The organism is Shewanella sp. GutCb (assembly GCF_002836135.1).
Taxonomy (GTDB): Bacteria; Pseudomonadota; Gammaproteobacteria; order Enterobacterales; family Shewanellaceae; genus Shewanella.
This window is the reverse complement of record NZ_PJBL01000026.1, coordinates 50431-66814: the sequence shown is the minus strand read 5'-3', so window position 1 is coordinate 66814 and position 16384 is coordinate 50431. Positions and strand designations below refer to the sequence as shown.

Sequence of the window (16384 nt, the reverse complement as noted above, 5' to 3'; positions counted from 1 at the left end):
GCTGGTTCCTTATTAATGACTTAAAGCAATTTATTAATATCATCGAGATCAAGCGTAAAACTTGGAATAAAACATTCTATAAAATAGTTTACTGCCGGGTTAGTGTTATCTTTTAGACTTTGCTCTAAGCGCTTTTGTGCCGTATTGAACTCAGTATTCCCCGCACGGCGCTCTTCTAAACATTTTAAATAAGCGCACAAGGTATCGGCAGCTTTAACCAATGCTTTGTATTCAGGGTCAGCATGTTCACTTGTTAACAATGCACAATAGTCTTCTTTGAACTCTTCAGGCACCATTTCGAGTAACCGATGTTCAGCAATAGCTTCAATTTTTTTATACTCGGCCTCAATCTCTTTATTGAAATACTTAACCGGAGTCGGGAGGTCGCCAGTGAGGATCTCACTGGCGTCATGGAAAATGGCGATGGTTGCGGCTTGGTTAGGATCATAGTTGCCATCAAATTTTTTATTGCTAATTAAGGCAAGAGAGTGTGCAACCATAGCGACCTGTAGAGAGTGCTCTTGTACATTCTCTGTTCTAACGTTATACATTAGTGGCCAGCGTTGAATTAATTTCATTCGAGCAAGGTGGGCAAAAAGGTGACTCATAGTATTCCTTAATCTATGGCGGACTCACTGAGGTTATCATAGTCTTAAGACCATTAAACGACCCTTAAGTCGTTTAATGGTCGAGAAAGAAACACCAATATTGGTTTATATATGCTCAAAGCATACAGCCAAAGCTTTATTCTACAGCGTGAACCTCATGCTTTAGCTAAACCTCTTAACCAGATGTGCCGCTTAGATCTTACTTCCTAACTCCTTAACTCGCGCTTGTTAGCAGAGCCTCATCTCGTCAGAGTTGTCATTTGGTTATCTGATTTGCGGCTTTCTATAAGCTCATAAATTCGACGATACCTTATATATTGTGACCTCCCGCCCTTTTATCAAGAATGCTAGAGCTTTTTTAAATAGTGTTAATTCGATGCCATAACTGTGTTGCAATAGATATAAGTGCATGTAATAAAGCTATATAATCGGAGTTAGTTGCAATTGCTACATTAACGATATTTAGATGGTTAGGTGTACTAACTACCTTAAGAAAACACCGAGTGGTATAGGTTATATTTATGAATGAAGATCAAGACTCACCGAGTCAAATCTATCAAAAAATTCAGTTGATTATTAATGAGCTGATCCAAAAGCTAAGCCAAGACACTAGCGATCTTAGTACCAAAGAGACGACTGAACTTAGTCGAGATATACTCACTAAGCTACATGTTGAAATCAGCCAACAACTCATAAATTTAGAAAAAAACGCAGAGTGGGATACTTTTACCATTGCTTTGTATGGTGAAACCAATGCGGGTAAATCCACAATAATTGAAACCTTGCGCATTATATTAGCTGAGGAGTTAAAAAATAAACAACAGGCCGAGTTTAAACAGTGGCAGCTAGAGTCTGGGATTTCTGTCGAGCTGATAGAGCAGACTCGGCAAGGTATTCTTGATAATGAAGCAATGCTTAAAAAGTGCCACTTCGACTGGAAAGTAAGCCAGCAAGGGCTTGAACAGACAGTTGATCGCTGTGAAACTGAGAAGCTCAGTACTAAGGAAAAGCTAGACAGTGCACAAGCGACAGCGACATTACTACAGCGATTTATTTGGCTATTTAAAAAAATGCCACAGCTGTCAGCTTATCAAGCAGCATCTAAAAATCTTGAACAAGGCACGCAAGCGTTTACTGAACAAACGGCAAGATACCAACAAGAGTGTCTGGATATTAGTGCCAATGTAGAGGGATTACAGAGCAGACATCAGCAGATTGAAGTGCAGGTGAATCAAGCCCAAAGCTTGGCTGATGGCTTTATCATTGGTAATGGCCGTTCAGATTTTACGTTAGATACCCAGAGTTATACGTTTGAGCATGATGGATGCAAGTTCAACATACTCGATGTTCCGGGTATTGAAGGTAAAGAAGACAAAGTGAGTGATGCCATATGGAAAGCGGTTCATAAAGCTCATGCCGTTTTTTATATTACCAGTAAAGCGGCTGCGCCGCAGAAAGGGGATGCATCTAACCCGGGTACATTGCAAAAGATAAAACAGCACTTGGGTGCTCAATCTGAAGTGTGGTCAATCTTTAACAAGCGCATTCAAAACCCTATTCAGTTAGAGAAAGTCACTTTAGTTTCTGAAGGGGAATTAGAAAGCTTGGCAGTGTTGGATAAAGTCATGGTAGAGCATCTTGGTGACAGTTATCAAAAAAGCTTAGCCCTCAGTGCATATCCAGCATTCTTAGCCTCTGCGACTTGTTTGTTACCGGGTTCACGTGACCAAGGCATGCAAAGCAAGTTTTTAAACAAATTTGATGCTGCGGATTTATTAGCTAAGTCCAACATAAATGCTGTTGTGGGTATGTTCGATCAAAGCATGGTCAATGACTTTAAAGCCAAAATTGTTAGATCAAATAAGCACAAGGCGAAACAGATCGTTAGTTCTGCTTTGGAGGATGTAACAGGCTTATTAAGTCAAAAGTTTACGCCCCTTTTACATACATTGACCTCAGAGCTTAAAGATACAGATACAGAGCTTAACACTTTGGTAGCGACCCTAAAATCTAGGTTGAGCAATCGGGCGAGAGAAGTTGTTCGTCATTTTGAATCTTCAGTACGTTCATCTACTTATGACTGTATCGATGACAATATTAGCAATGATGATTTTAAGGACAGTTTAGAGAGCAATATTGAAAAATATCAAAAGCGACTCATAGAATCTATGCCAGATATTATGAATAAAGAGATGGACGCATTTGAAACAAGCCTTAAAGATATTGTTGAACGCTTTCAAACCCAAAGCAGTGAATTGTTAGGTTTATACAACAATATTGATTCTGTAGACACGAGTTTAGAAGTCGATATTGATCATGGTATTAATGTGTGGGGCGTCGTTGGTGCGGTTGGTGGCGGTATCGCTTTGTTCTGGACGCCTGTTGGCTGGGCAATAATTGCGGTTTCTGCCGCGACCTTGGTTTTTCAATTGTATAAAGCCGTTCGCTCCTTTTTTAGTAGTAACTATAAACAATCTCAGCAGAGAAAGTCGACGGATGAGAATATCTCAACAGTATCGAAGAGCATTAACGAAAAACTAGATAATACGTTAGCGAATGTCATGCAAGAGGTCGAAGCGAATGTCGATATCATTAAACAAGCAATGGCGACCTCGGTCGAGCATATAGAAGTTGTGAATCAAAAATTAAAATTAGCTAAAAGTGAATTAAAAATGCTTTGCAAGCAGTTGGAGTCTTAACAATGATTGAAACTATAAATGAATTTGAGTCAAGCAAGCAACAGGCTCGTACTTTACTTGAAAAATTAGTTACGTTCTTACAATTGGGTGTAGACGCAGGGGCTGACATTGATGCAAACCTTACCGCTAAACTTGAGCATGCCTTAAGCACTGTTGACCAAGGTAAGCTAAAGATCGCCTTAGTTGGCGGTTTTTCTGAGGGTAAGACTTCAATTGCTGCGGCTTGGATGGAAAAGTTAGACAGCGAAAGTATGAATATCAGCCATCAAGAATCATCTGATGCGGTTAAGGTTTATGATTTAGATGATAATTGTGAGCTTATAGACACACCAGGCCTGTTTGGTTTTAAAGAAAAGCTAAACGCGGATTCATCACAAATCGAAATGTATAAAGACATCACAAAGAAGTATGTCAGTGAGGCGCACCTTGTGCTTTATGTGATGAACTCGACTAATCCTATTAAGGCGAGCCATCACGATGATCTTAACTGGTTGTTTCGTGATTTAAAGCTTCTTTCTAGGACGGTGTTTGTTTTAAGCCGCTTCGATGAAGTCGCTGACGTTGAGAGTGAGTGGGATTACAGGACTAATCTAGAGATAAAGCAGCAAAACGTCATAGAAAGGTTAAATGACGCAATTACGTTAACTGAAGAAGAGCTGATTACGGTTGTGGCAGTGGCTGCTAACCCATTTGATATGGGAACGGAATACTGGCTAGAAAATGTTGAAAAGTTTAAGGCATTGTCTCATATCGAAAAACTTCAGCAAGCAACGGTAGAGAAGGTGCGTGAAAATGGCGGCCAAATGTCAGTTGCGCTAGAGGCTAAAAATAGCATAATCCGTGATGTACTCGGTCGTCAGTTGCCGAAGGCGGTAGAAAACGACGAAAAAATTGGTGAAGAGCTTGCTCGTCTGAATACCATGAATATACGCCTTGAAAAACAGATTAGTTTGGCGAACACTCGAATTATTGAAGTTCAAATTGGCTTACGTAACTTTGTGATAAACTACTTTGGTGACTTGATTATTCAGGTAAAAGGGACAGATCTGAATACATTTAACGATTTCTTCGAGAGAGAAGTTGGCAATGAAGGGGTGATGTTAAACACTCGGGTTCAAAACGAAATAGAAAGTCAAATCAATGCCTTATCTGGCGAGTTAACTCAGCTTCAAAATAACTTTCAAAACGAAGTTAAGCACTACAACGATACTGTGATGCTGATGGGTAAGCAAGGCGTTAATTACCTTGTGAAAGGGAGTTTCATTAATAATCAGAGTATCCTAGCAGCCCGTGACGGATTGAGCGCAGCAGGGAAAATGGTGGGTATTGATCTTGCCGGTATGTTGAAATTTAAACCTTGGGGCGCCGTTAACTTAGCCAAGGGCATTAATGGTGCGTTAGCTTTTGTTGGGGTGGCACTTGAAGCTTGGAACTCATGGAATGAACATAAGCGCCAGCAGGCCTTTGAAGTTGCGATTACTGAAATGGTAGATAACTTTGAAGGTCAGCGTAAAGAGCTATTAGCACTCATAAACAGTGGCAGCTTTATTGCCAATTTCTTTCCTAGTCAAATCTCGCTAATAAGTTCGATGGATGATTTGTGTCAATGCATTTCACAACAAACCGCGAAAAGGGCCAAATTCAAGCAATGGCGTGAACAGGGAGAGATTATTGAAGCTGAATTTTCAGATGTTTAAACGTTCAGCACGTTAATATAGGCTTAATACTAAAAAACGACCCAGAGGTCGTTTAAGTGTTAAGCCTCTTTTTAAAAGGTTATTGCTTGTATCCTTCAAGGAACTCACCAACTTCACCTAAGGCCTTTGTAAGTTCATCCTTGTAGGGTAAAAAGACGACCCTAAGATGGTCAGGCTCTGGCCAGTTAAACGCTGTGCCTTGCACCAAGAGTATTTTCTTCTCTTTTAAAAGGTCGAGCACTAGTCGTTCGTCATCCCGTAAATTGAACTTTTTCTGATCCAACTTGGCAAATGCATATAACGCACCTTTTGGCTTAACCACGCTGACGCCAGGGATTTGATTGAGCATTTCGACACAAGCATCTCGTTGGACACACAAACGTCCACCCGGTTGTACTAACTCTTGAATACTCTGATATCCGCCTAAAGCCGTCTGGATAGCATGTTGATTCGGTACGTTGGCGCAGAGGCGCATTGAGGCGAGCATATCTAAGCCTTCAATATAGCTTTTTGCCGATTTTAAGTTGCCGGTAAGCATCATCCAACCGACTCGAAAACCTGCGGCGCGATAAACTTTAGAAAGGCCATTAAAGGTCACCGTCAGGATGTCATCCGATAAACTCGCAGCAGGTATATGCACGGCCTCGTCATACAAAATTTTGTCATAGATCTCATCGCTAAATAAAATCATATCATGTAGTCGACACAACTCGATGACTTCAAGAATAAGTTCTTTTGAATAAACCGCGCCAGTAGGGTTATTGGGGTTGATAAGCACAATGCCACGCGTACGTGGGGTGATTTTGCTTTTTATATCGTCAATATCAGGAAACCAGCCGGACTCTTCATCACAACGATAATGCTGCGCTTTACCACCTGACAGATGCACGGCGGCGGTCCAAAGCGGATAATCGGGTGAGGGAACAAGTACCTCGTCATCACTATTGAGGAGCCCCTGCATTGCCATTACGATAAGTTCTGACACTCCATTACCGATATAGATATCTTCAATGTCGACGCCAAGGATCCCTTGAGATTGATAATGTTGAACAATCGCTTTTCGTGCCGAAAATAGCCCTTTAGACTCGCAATAGCCTTGCGCACTAGGCAAGTTTAAAATCACATCGCGGACGATTTCTTCGGGTGCTTCAAATCCAAAAGGCGCTGGATTGCCGATATTGAGTTTTAAGATCCTATGACCTTCGTCCTCTAATCTTCTCGCTTCTTTATGGACTGGACCACGAATGTCGTAGCAAACAGAGTCCAATTTGGTGGATTTGATAATTGGGCGCATCTAAACCTCGAAAATGCTTTAAAAATGAGTCTATTGTAGTAAAGACGTAAGTTGAGTGAACAATAGCTAAAATGATTAGACAAAGATAGCCTTAAATCCTAGCTTAAATAGTGTGATCTACCGTGAGCGCCGTACTTTAGAATGCTATTAAGCATCATACACTGCCATGAGTTACAATTGTGGTGTAAGTCTCTTCTTTGTGCGTGGTTGACTGGGTTATTCGCTAGTTGATCAACATCAATAAAAGATCAATTGATTCGGTCGCGGGTCAGTGAGGCGTGGAGAACATATCTAAGAAGTGTATTAATTGGTTTTTTGATGTTGATTTTGTGAGATCAAAAGTAATAAAAAAGCCAACCTGAAGGCTGGCTTTCTCAGAGACACGAATTGAGATTAAACGCGTTTCTTAAATTCGTTAGTGCGAGTATCAATTTCGATCATATCGCCAGTTTTAACGAAATCAGCAACACTCAGAGTGCTTCCACCTGCGATAGTTGCAGGCTTCATTACTTTACCTGAAGTGTCACCACGAGCTGAAGGCTCTGTATAGGTAACTTCACGACTAACAGTAATAGGCAGCTCTACAGAGATAGCTTTCTCTTCATAGAAAGTAACCTGACAAATATCTTCCATACCGTCAACGATATAAGCTGCTGCATCACCTAAGTTTTCTGCTTCTACGTCATACTGGTTATATTCAGCATCCATAAACACATACATAGGATCGGCAAAGTATGAATAAGTACAGTCAAGACGTTCAAGAATGATGTCATCTAACTTATCTTCACCTTTGAACGTTGTTTCAGTCGTCGAATCAAGCAAAACGCTCTTAAGCTTTAATTTTACGATAGCAGCGTTACGGCCAGATCGAGTTGTTTCAGTCTTAAGTACAACCCATGGGCTGCCATCTAACATGATCACGTTACCAGGACGGATTTCATGAGCAGTTTTCATTACACTATTTCCTATTTTTGGTTTTTTCTATTTCAACGCAGTATCTTAGCTATTTTTGACGAATTGAACTAGTCGAGAAGCAAGATCTGCGTCATTTAATATGTAAATTGGCCATTGTTGTGCGTGAAGTGACATCTCAGGCTGGATTAAATCTAGGTTTTGCCACTCTTGAGCGGCAGTGTCAGCTTGCTCTTTATTAAAAGCGATATTGAGTGAACGGTAGATATTGCTCGCTTGTGGGCTGAGATTATCACAATAGCTATCCATAAAGGCGGCTAATTTTACCAGATGGTAATCATCCTCTTGAGGATAAATATGCCAAATAAACGGTTTCCCTGCCCATTGTGCTCGTAAAAAGGAGTCTTCACCGCGAACAATATTCACGTCACAGCTCCACAACAGTTGATCGTAGCTTTGCTGATCTGTCATGGGCAAAATATGAATAGTAAGATTACCATGCACCACTTGTTGGCCTACGTTGAGGTCATTGATAGCACAAGGTAGCAGTGATTGTAGACTGTTTAAACTTCGTCCTTTGGGGATCAACGCATGTATTCGATTATCTGACTCCATCCATAACTTGCATAAACGAAGTAGGGCAGAGGTCTCATAGCTGAATACACTGATCACTGTGTCGTTATCGTCAATATTATTGAGGCCAAGCTTGTTGAACAACTGGTGTCGAAAGTCCAGATTCGATTGCCATACATTCCGCTGATCTAAAGTGTCCTTTTCGCAAATCAAACCACCGGTGTTACCCGTAAATCCAGGGAAGTAAAAGTACTTTTTGAGGCCGTTATTTTGCATAGAGGGTAGGCCATGACAACCTTCGACCCAAGACTCAGCACTTAAGTACTCTAAATTTAACCATACAGGTGCTTTAGGGACGCTGGTATCTTGCTTATGGGCTTCATGCTGGGCATGCATCGCTTGCACAACTGCGTTAGGCAGATTACAGGCGAATGCCTCAATGACAACATCTGCAGCGTTATAGTTTACCGGGAGAGGCTCAGACCATAAGTTGATGCGCACACCATCATGTTTCTGGCTGTTAAGACTTGGATCTAACGGTGGCAAAATGTGTGAAAAACTGTTTAAGTCATCGACCCATAAGGTGATATTGATTTGATATTCTTTTGTCAGTTGCTTAGCGAGTCGCCAAGTGACCCCTATATCACCATAGTTGTCGACAACACAGCAAAAGATATCCCACTGAGTTGTCGTTTTTACGGGCTTTAATGCGCAATGAGTCAATGCTTCGCTACCTTGGTTAGTTAAACGGCTGACATTTATCTTTAAATACGAAAAAACGGCATAAATGCCGTTTTTTTTGTTGCTAGAGATGAATAAACTTAAGCGTTTATTAATCTGCTAGTTCAGCTAAACACATCTCTTCATAGATCTGTTTAACCCAAGCATCTACTCGCTCTTCGGTAAGTTCAGGTTGACGGTCTTCATCAATGCCTAAACCGACAAAGTGCTTAGGATCCGCTAAGCCTTTCGAGGCTTCAAAGTCGTAGCTTTCTGTTGGCCAATGACCAATGACAATACCACCACGGCCTTCGACGATTTCGTTAACCATGCCCATGGCATCGAGAAAATACTCAGCGTAATCCTCTTGGTCACCGCAACCGAAAATAGCGACTAACTTATCTTCAAAGTTTACTTGCTCAAGTTCTGGGAAAAAATCGTCCCAGTCACATTGTGCTTCACCGTAATACCAAGTTGGGATCCCGAAAAGAAGCAGATCATACTCTGCTATCTGTTCTTTGGTACTTTTGGCGATATCTTTCACCTCAACCATTTTTTTACCCAGTTTTTTCTGGATCATTTTGGCGACGGCTTCGGTGTTGCCTGTATCAGACCCGAAAAAAAGACCTACTGTAGCCATTGTTGTTCCTTTATGTCTAGTTCACTTTAAAGTATGCGTGCTGTAAAAGCGCTCAATTACTGACTTGCTTTTGCAGTATTAATTCAATTAACTGACTGCGGCTAATATTACTGGCCATTGCCTGTTCATTCAAGGCGTCATACAAATCTTGTGACACCTTTAGCTCTATTCGCTTTAAACCGTTAGCTCGGTCACGTTGGATTTGGTTTCTTTTATTAATTTTTAGCTGCTGGTCCCGCGGCAATGGATTGCTACGAGGACGACCACGTCGTTGTTCTGTTGCGAACAGATCAATGGTGGTTCTGTCTGATGTTTCTTTTGCCATTGAGTCCAATTTAACCGATGCCTGAACCTTCCCAGGTCATCTGTATAATCCCTTTTGCGATAAACCCGGCACAGCCGAGAAATAAAACTAACCAAACGATACGTCGACCAAACAGAGGCACTTTACCCTGTTTAAGTACATCGTGAATGGCCATACCAATAAAGAAGAAAATGGCTGCAAAAAACAAGTTTAGGCCTAACGCCTCAATTTGCTCCATATGTTGCATTAACATCTACCATTCCTTCTGGCCAAAAAAAAGTGGCGGGAATATACCATATAAGTGGTAAAGCGGCTAGACGATTTACATCTTATTGGCAGTAAATTTTTATCAATTACTCACGAGGAAATCTTTTACTATACGGTTAAAAATGCTAGTTTTTTGAGCATGTAGCCAATGCCCCGTACCCTCAATTGTTTTTGCTTTTATGGTAGGGAATTGCTCAATTATAGCGCTTCTATGAGCGGATGTGACGTAGTCTGAGTCGCCGCCGCGTATTAATAGGCATGGACCGGTATACTGAGTTGTGAACGTTGGCCAGCCAATGATGTCGTTATAGCTTTGTTTTAACCCTGCTAAATTCATCTTCCATTCAAAGCCATGGTCACTGCGTTTAAGTGACTTAAGTAAAAACTGCGCAGTGCCTTCATCGATATCAAGGCTACGCATATGGGTTAGTGCATCACGCCTATCGTTGATCTCGGTTAATGGCATGGTTTCAAGTGCATTAAAAACCTTATCATGACGACTGTTGTAGGCAACGGGGGCAATATCAGCCACAACAAGCTTGGTCACACATTCTGGATAGAGAAGGGCAGTTGCCATCGCTATTTTACCGCCCATAGAGTGTCCGACTAATATTGCTTCGTTTATGTTGAGCGTGCTGAGTAGCTGTTTCACATCGTCAGCTAACGTTTGATAGGTCATTGAGGAGACATGTTCACTATTGCCATGGTTGACGACATCGACTCGAACGACGGTAAAGCTATCTTCTAACGTTTTCCCGAGTGCTTTTAGATTATCAAGATCGCCAAATAGCCCATGAATGAGAATAACAGCAGGTCCGCTGCCATTGGTCGTATAGTGCATTTTATGCCCGCCTAAAAGATCGAATTGTGCAAGATTGTGCCTGTATCCTATTTAGAATCCAAGTCAGGTCATAAAATTGTCACCTCTTTGACGCATTATTAACCGCTTAGTCGGCTAACAAGCCGCTCTTTCTTATTTGGATCGCAGTTTTCAATTATTGGTGCTTTATCAAGGCTCTAAACCTCGTTACACTGAGGGGATAATTTGGGGCCGTAATGCGCTCATGATCAGTACAAATAACACCGATCCCAGTTTTCTACGTAAGGAAGATAACCGTTATGAAATATATCGAGGTTGATGAAGAGCTTTACCGCCACATTGCCAGCAAAACTGAACATATTGGTGAAAGCGCTTCTGATATTTTACGACGAATATTAGGGCTGCGTGTTGATGCAGTGACTCCAGCTCAACCTCAACCTGAAACGATTAGCCACCCAAGTTTAGAACGTGACGACAAGGTTGTAGAAGTCATCAATAAACCCATCATAGTTGAAAGTAACCTTATTGGTGACTTTATTGGTTTAATCGATGCAGAGCTATTAGCGGCGCAAAAAGGCGCTGTTGGACGGTTCTTGTTTATTTTGGACACTGTGTATCAGACATCAAAAAGCCAGTTTGAACAAGTTCTGTTGATCCAAGGGCGTGACAGGTTGTACTTTGCAACGTCAAAGGACGCGTTATTAAAAGCCAGCAAGTCAGCTAATCCGAAAGAGATTGGCAACAGTGGCTTTTGGGTGACAACCAATAATAACACGGCTAAGAAACGCACTATTTTGTCTGAAGTGCTGACACAGTTTGGAACAGATGATGCGCAAGTTGTCGCTATCATCGATAAAGTATAATAGACATCTACGTTAACTAAAGGAGCTAGTTTTTGGCCATACATGAAAGAGCGGGACAGATTGCTGAACAAAAGGATTTGGTCAATATATCTAAACTGATAAGTTTGTATTATCGGTTAAGCCCTAGTGCCAAAGAGGTGACGCAACAGGTTACTTTTGGCACTTCAGGCCATCGTGGCAGTGCCATTAAGCGTAGTTTTAATGAAGCCCATCTATTAGCGATTTCTCAAGCAGTGGTTGATTACCGTATCGAGGCGGGGATCACGGGCAAGCTTATATTGGGTATTGATACGCATGCGCTATCACAACCTGCTGCCATTTCTGTTATTGAAGTTTTAGTCGCAAATAAAGTGACTGTCGCTATTCACGAAAATGACGGTTTCACGCCTACGCCGGTGGTATCGCACGCTATTGTTTGCGCCAATAGCCAGCAAGATAATAGTGTTGCTCATCTGGTCGATGGTCTTATCGTCACGCCTTCACATAATCCACCTCAAGACGGTGGAATAAAATACAATCCACCGCATGGTGGTCCAGCAGAAGGCGAGATCACCGATTGGATCCAAAATAGATCAAATCAGTATTTAGCGAATGACTTAGTTGGCGTTAAGCGGATTGATTATGCCCAAGCGTTGCTAACGGAGTATGTCAGTGCTGAAGACTTCATTACGCCGTATGTAAACGATCTTGCCAATGTCATCAATATGTCGGCGATTGCGGATGCTAAACTGCATTTAGGCATAGATCCTCTTGGCGGTTCAGGGATCCATTACTGGCAGCCAATAGCAGATAAATATGGCTTAGACATTACGATTGTAAACAACAAGGTCGATCCAAGCTTTAGTTTCATGCCATTGGATAAAGATGGCAAGATCAGAATGGACTGTTCATCTCCATTTGCGATGGCCGGTTTACTTCAACATAAAGACCAATATGATCTTTGTTTTGGTAATGATCCCGACTTTGATCGACACGGCATTGTATGTCCTGGCAGCGGTTTGATGAACCCGAATCATTTTCTTGCAGTGGCAATTGATTACCTTGTGACTCATCGTCCTAATTGGACTGACAAGATGGTGATTGGTAAAACATTAGTCTCAAGCGCTATGATTGATAAAGTCTGTGCCATGCATGATAAACAGATGTCTGAAGTTCCCGTCGGCTTTAAATGGTTTGTTGAAGGTCTTGCCAACAGTTCGTTTGCCTTTGGTGGGGAAGAAAGCGCTGGAGCTGCATTTTTACGACTAGATGGCAGCACTTGGTGTACCGACAAAGATGGCTTTATCTTGTGTTTATTGGCGGCTGAGATATTAGCTGTTACGGGCAAAACACCGCAGCAACGTTATCTCGAATTAGAACGCGAGTTTGGCCAGAGCTTTTACCAACGCATTGATAGCCCCATTAGCTTGGATAACAAAGCTAGATTCGCCAAAATTACTGTCGCTTCAATCTCAGCGACAACGCTAGCTAACGATACTATTACCCAAAAGCTGACACATGCTCCAGGTAATGGGGCCTCGATAGGGGGCATTAAAGTGGTCACCGACAATGGCTGGTTTGCGGCTCGTCCATCGGGTACTGAAGCATTATTTAAGCTTTACGGTGAGAGTTTTGTCAGCCAAGAGCATTTACAACAATTGCTTAAAGATGCTGCCATTATTGTTGAGCAAGCATTAGCGAGCTAAATGTATACGGGTAATAATAAAGAGGGCGCTGTTATGGCGTCTTTTTTATATCTGCGGCTTCAATACTCTGGTTTCTGCGACTGAGGTTATAGAAGAAGCATTAGTGTTAAACTTGCCACTTCCCTTTTAATTCCTAATGAATGACCGATACCCAATGTTATGGGTATAACTTGCATCTAGAAGCTAATGTGACAACTGGGTAGGTCGTTCTTAGCTAAGTAATCTTGATGGTAAGTTTCAGCTTCATGGAACTGTTGCGTAGGGACAATTTCAGTCACTATTTGTTTATCTCCCCACTTGCTACTTTTTATCAGTGCAAGCTTTGCCTTTTCTGCTTGGCTTCTTTGCTGGGTATTATGGAAAAATACGCAGCTTCTATACTGGTTGCCTTTGTCTTCGCCCTGTTGATTTAGCGTGGTCGGATTATGATTTTGCCAAAATATATCTAACAATGTTTCATAACCCACTTTGCTAGGGTCAAACTCAATCTGGACAACTTCAGCATGACCGGTATTACCTGCTTTAACGTCACTATAAGAGGAATACAGGTCATTGCCACCCATGTAGCCACACGTACAGTCGGTTACGCCGTCAACTTGCTTGAAAAAATACTCAACGCCCCAAAAACAACCCGCACCGAATGTAGCATAAGCCATGATGACTCCTTAATATTGTATTGGCCGTTTGGATGGCTAGATGTCCTCATTGTGTTTTATCTTTTCAACCAATGCAAGCATAATTTTATCCAGCTGATTACTTGTTGCACTAAGCCTGTAAATTCGTTGCCTTATTAGTCTCTGATTCATGCTAATATTCCATGCAATATCAGCAAAGGGGATAGGTTTGGTAAGGCATACGAGCTATCACTGAGCGAACTGACAAGTATTAAATAAGGAGTTGTTTGTGTTTCACGAATTGAAGCAGTCCAAGGATTTTCTCGCGTTAACCTTAGCGCATCCACAATATCTTCCAGAGAGTTTTGAATTTGACTTAGGTGAGCACACTCACGTACAAGTTTGGGATACTGGCGTTATTGTGTTTGAACCGATACAAACTAAACACAGTAAGGATATTGTGTTGTCCTGTGCAGTTCACGGCAATGAAACGGCGCCCATTGAGCTTTGTAATGGACTCATTACGCAAATTCTGGCTGAAGAAATAAAGCTGAAACAGCGGGTGATGTTTTTAATCGGTAATCCTGCAGCAATCCACAATGGCACACGCTTTATCGATGAAAATCTAAACCGTCTGTTTAATGGGGCGCATTCACGTGGCGATGGCCTTTGTAATCCAGAGCGGGTCAGAGCGCACAAACTAGAACAATATGTTGATAGATTCTACGCCTCTCAATCAGGTCAAAGACAACGTATTCATTACGATCTACATACAGCTATTCGTGGGTCAAAACACGAAAAGTTTGCCATCTATCCCTACCGTCCTGGCCGTAAGTACAGTCGAGAACAGATTATGTTCCTCGAGTCTTGCGGTATTAACACCATTTTATTCCATCATGAACCGACTACAACCTTCAGTTACTTTTCGTCTGAGAACTATCGAGCCGATGCCTTTACCATTGAATTAGGCAAAGTATTCCCGATGGGGCAAAATGACATGACTCGATTTATCGCCATGAAGGAGATGTTGACACTATTGATGACGGGACGAGATTTACAACTGCCAGCATTCGATCTTAAGCGGTTAAACCTTTATCAAGTGTGTCGTTCTGTTAATAAACACTTTGACGATTTTGAATTTAACTTCACTAACGATGTTGAAAACTTTACAGCATTTCCAAGAGGTTACACCTTAGCCAAAGAAGGTGGTCAGGCGGTTAAAATAGAACATGAGTTTGAATCGATTGTTTTTCCGAATGCAAAAGTGCCGGTCGGCCAACGGACCGTATTGATGTTAAAGACGGCAGATGATAGTAATTTGGACTAAATTCATACTGAATAACTGTGCATGTAAACCAATATATACATGCACAGAGGCGCTTAGTTGTCTTTTGAGTGATGGGAAGTATTGAGAGTTAGTTTACGTTAACGTAATGTTCTTCCCGCGTATTAGAATAGATAGATGCTTCTTTCGTCATTTGGAAGCATCATAAATAACAAGAGCACATTATGAGCAACGCAACAACAAATGCTGAGACAGTCCATCGCGTAAGTTTTTTAGATAAAAACTCCATCGCGATCCCCATCCTTAAAGTATTACAAGCCGATGGCACAGCCTATGAAGGCGCGGTATTACCCGTTATAGACGAAGCCTTGGCTAAAAAAGTCCACGATACATGTGTGTTCACCCGAGTATTAGACGAGCGTATGCTGGGAGCACAGCGTCAAGGGCGTATCAGTTTTTACATGACTTGCACCGGTGAAGAGGCTTCTATCATCGGTAGTACCGCTGCACTCGATGACGGCGATGTTATTTTAGCCCAGTACCGTGAACATGCTGCTTTACGCTACCGTGGATTTACCACTGAACAATTTATGAACCAAATGTTCAGCAACGAGAAAGATTTAGGTAAAGGCCGTCAGATGCCAATCCATTATGGTAGCCAAGCATTAAACTACCAGACCATATCATCGCCACTGGCGACCCAAATTCCACAAGCTACAGGCGTTGCTTATAGCTTGAAAATGCAAAAGAAGCGTAACATTGCTATTTGTTACTTCGGAGAAGGCGCTGCATCAGAAGGTGACTTTCATGCTGGCCTCAACATGGCCGCAGTGCTTAGTTCGCCAGTGATCTTCTTCTGCCGTAATAATGGTTATGCTATTTCGACGCCAACGGAAGAACAGTTTGCAGGTAATGGTATTGCCAGCCGAGGACCTGGGTATGGCATGCATACTATCCGTGTCGATGGTAATGACATGTTGGCAGTATTAGCCGCGACGCAGCAAGCTCGCGCTTACGCACTAGACAATAATGCTCCAGTGTTAATAGAAGCGATGACATATCGTCTCGGTGCTCACTCGTCATCAGATGACCCATCAGGTTATCGCTCAAAAGATGAAGAAGCCAAATGGCAGCAACATGATCCAGTGAAACGATTTAAGTTATGGATGATTAACAAAGGCTGGCTCAACGAAAAACAAGATGCCGATCTTTATGTTAAATATCGTGAAGAAGTGCTAGCTGAACTTAAAGTTGCAGAGAAGATCCCGTTACCGCATTTGGATGACCTTATCCAAGATGTGTATGACAAGCCAACGCCAATATTAGAAAAACAATTGGCCGAGTTAAAGACACATATCAAGAAGTATCCAGAAGCCTATCCAAAAAGCGCAGGGAGAATATAA

Annotated in this window: 15 protein-coding genes; 6 read left to right on the top strand and 9 right to left on the bottom strand. The window is 41.9% G+C overall.

Features of this window, described 5'->3' with window-relative positions:
- Positions 1-20: 20 nt before the first annotated feature.
- Complete coding sequence (gene yfbR / locus CXF86_RS15705; RefSeq protein WP_102039454.1) at positions 21-608, bottom strand: 5'-deoxynucleotidase; 588 nt, start codon at positions 606-608, stop codon at positions 21-23.
- A 521-nt stretch (positions 609-1129) separates the two neighbouring features.
- On the opposite strand from yfbR, the gene CXF86_RS15700 reads away from it, so the two are divergent.
- Both CXF86_RS15700 and CXF86_RS15695 read left to right on the top strand, forming a co-directional pair.
- Positions 1130-3307, top strand: coding sequence for an AAA family ATPase (locus CXF86_RS15700; protein ID WP_102039453.1), 2178 nt, complete (start codon positions 1130-1132; stop codon positions 3305-3307).
- Positions 3308-3309: 2 nt separating this feature from the next.
- Positions 3310-5004, top strand: a complete 1695-nt coding sequence (locus CXF86_RS15695) for a LeoA/HP0731 family dynamin-like GTPase (RefSeq protein ID WP_102039452.1) — start codon at positions 3310-3312, stop codon at positions 5002-5004.
- Between the two features lie 79 nt (positions 5005-5083).
- Here the strand turns inward: CXF86_RS15695 and CXF86_RS15690 are convergent, their stop codons facing one another.
- The 7 genes from CXF86_RS15690 to CXF86_RS15660 form a co-directional block, all read right to left on the bottom strand.
- Positions 5084-6298 carry a pyridoxal phosphate-dependent aminotransferase gene (locus CXF86_RS15690; RefSeq protein ID WP_101091634.1) on the bottom strand — a complete coding sequence of 405 codons (1215 nt, stop codon included), beginning with the start codon at positions 6296-6298 and terminating at the stop codon, positions 5084-5086.
- 393 nt (positions 6299-6691) lie between these two features.
- Entirely contained in the window at positions 6692-7252 is a 561-nt protein-coding gene (gene efp, locus CXF86_RS15685) for an elongation factor P (protein ID WP_101091635.1), read from the bottom strand.
- 45 nt (positions 7253-7297) lie between these two features.
- Positions 7298-8506, bottom strand: a complete 1209-nt coding sequence (earP, locus tag CXF86_RS15680) for an elongation factor P maturation arginine rhamnosyltransferase EarP (RefSeq protein ID WP_102039451.1) — start codon at positions 8504-8506, stop codon at positions 7298-7300.
- A 109-nt stretch (positions 8507-8615) separates the two neighbouring features.
- Positions 8616-9143: a flavodoxin FldA gene (gene fldA, locus CXF86_RS15675; protein ID WP_101091637.1), complete on the bottom strand. Its 528-nt coding sequence runs from the start codon at positions 9141-9143 to the stop codon at positions 8616-8618.
- A gap of 52 nt (positions 9144-9195) precedes the next feature.
- Complete coding sequence (ybfE, locus tag CXF86_RS15670; RefSeq protein WP_101091638.1) at positions 9196-9468, bottom strand: LexA regulated protein; 273 nt, start codon at positions 9466-9468, stop codon at positions 9196-9198.
- A 10-nt stretch (positions 9469-9478) separates the two neighbouring features.
- On the bottom strand, positions 9479-9700 hold the full coding sequence (locus CXF86_RS15665) for a DUF2788 domain-containing protein (RefSeq protein ID WP_101091639.1): 222 nt from the start codon (positions 9698-9700) through the stop codon (positions 9479-9481).
- A 96-nt stretch (positions 9701-9796) separates the two neighbouring features.
- Positions 9797-10555, bottom strand: a complete 759-nt coding sequence (locus CXF86_RS15660; RefSeq protein WP_101091640.1) for an alpha/beta fold hydrolase — start codon at positions 10553-10555, stop codon at positions 9797-9799.
- Between the two features lie 278 nt (positions 10556-10833).
- Here CXF86_RS15660 and seqA point away from each other — a divergent pair, with 278 nt between their 5' ends.
- Both seqA and pgm read left to right on the top strand, forming a co-directional pair.
- Positions 10834-11397 (top strand): replication initiation negative regulator SeqA, encoded by a 564-nt coding sequence (seqA, locus tag CXF86_RS15655; RefSeq protein ID WP_101091641.1) that lies wholly within the window; start codon positions 10834-10836, stop codon positions 11395-11397.
- 32 nt (positions 11398-11429) lie between these two features.
- Positions 11430-13082, top strand: a complete 1653-nt coding sequence (pgm, locus tag CXF86_RS15650) for a phosphoglucomutase (alpha-D-glucose-1,6-bisphosphate-dependent) (protein ID WP_102039450.1) — start codon at positions 11430-11432, stop codon at positions 13080-13082.
- A gap of 176 nt (positions 13083-13258) precedes the next feature.
- Here the strand turns inward: pgm and msrA are convergent, their stop codons facing one another.
- Positions 13259-13738 carry a peptide-methionine (S)-S-oxide reductase MsrA gene (msrA, locus tag CXF86_RS15645; RefSeq protein ID WP_101091643.1) on the bottom strand — a complete coding sequence of 160 codons (480 nt, stop codon included), beginning with the start codon at positions 13736-13738 and terminating at the stop codon, positions 13259-13261.
- Between the two features lie 247 nt (positions 13739-13985).
- Between msrA and astE the strand changes: the two genes are divergently transcribed.
- Complete coding sequence (gene astE / locus CXF86_RS15640) at positions 13986-15023, top strand: succinylglutamate desuccinylase (protein ID WP_101091644.1); 1038 nt, start codon at positions 13986-13988, stop codon at positions 15021-15023.
- Positions 15024-15205: 182 nt separating this feature from the next.
- Positions 15206-16384, top strand: a complete 1179-nt coding sequence (locus tag CXF86_RS15635) for a thiamine pyrophosphate-dependent dehydrogenase E1 component subunit alpha (RefSeq protein WP_101091645.1) — start codon at positions 15206-15208, stop codon at positions 16382-16384.

Bases quoted from the DNA above. Each gene is read 5' to 3' on its own strand.
- msrA (WP_101091643.1), bottom strand. From the start codon at position 13,738: ATGGCTTATGCTACATTCGGTGCGGGTTGTTTTTGGGGCGTTGAGTAT.
- seqA (WP_101091641.1), top strand. From the start codon at position 10,834: ATGAAATATATCGAGGTTGATGAAGAGCTTTACCGCCACATTGCCAGC.
- CXF86_RS15690 (WP_101091634.1), bottom strand. From the start codon at position 6,298: ATGCGCCCAATTATCAAATCCACCAAATTGGACTCTGTTTGCTACGAC.
- CXF86_RS15660 (WP_101091640.1), bottom strand. From the start codon at position 10,555: ATGCACTATACGACCAATGGCAGCGGACCTGCTGTTATTCTCATTCAT.
- ybfE (WP_101091638.1), bottom strand. From the start codon at position 9,468: ATGGCAAAAGAAACATCAGACAGAACCACCATTGATCTGTTCGCAACA.
- yfbR (WP_102039454.1), bottom strand. From the start codon at position 608: ATGAGTCACCTTTTTGCCCACCTTGCTCGAATGAAATTAATTCAACGC.
- CXF86_RS15665 (WP_101091639.1), bottom strand. From the start codon at position 9,700: ATGTTAATGCAACATATGGAGCAAATTGAGGCGTTAGGCCTAAACTTG.
- CXF86_RS15635 (WP_101091645.1), top strand. From the start codon at position 15,206: ATGAGCAACGCAACAACAAATGCTGAGACAGTCCATCGCGTAAGTTTT.
- efp (WP_101091635.1), bottom strand. From the start codon at position 7,252: ATGAAAACTGCTCATGAAATCCGTCCTGGTAACGTGATCATGTTAGAT.
- CXF86_RS15695 (WP_102039452.1), top strand. From the start codon at position 3,310: ATGATTGAAACTATAAATGAATTTGAGTCAAGCAAGCAACAGGCTCGT.
- fldA (WP_101091637.1), bottom strand. From the start codon at position 9,143: ATGGCTACAGTAGGTCTTTTTTTCGGGTCTGATACAGGCAACACCGAA.
- CXF86_RS15700 (WP_102039453.1), top strand. From the start codon at position 1,130: ATGAATGAAGATCAAGACTCACCGAGTCAAATCTATCAAAAAATTCAG.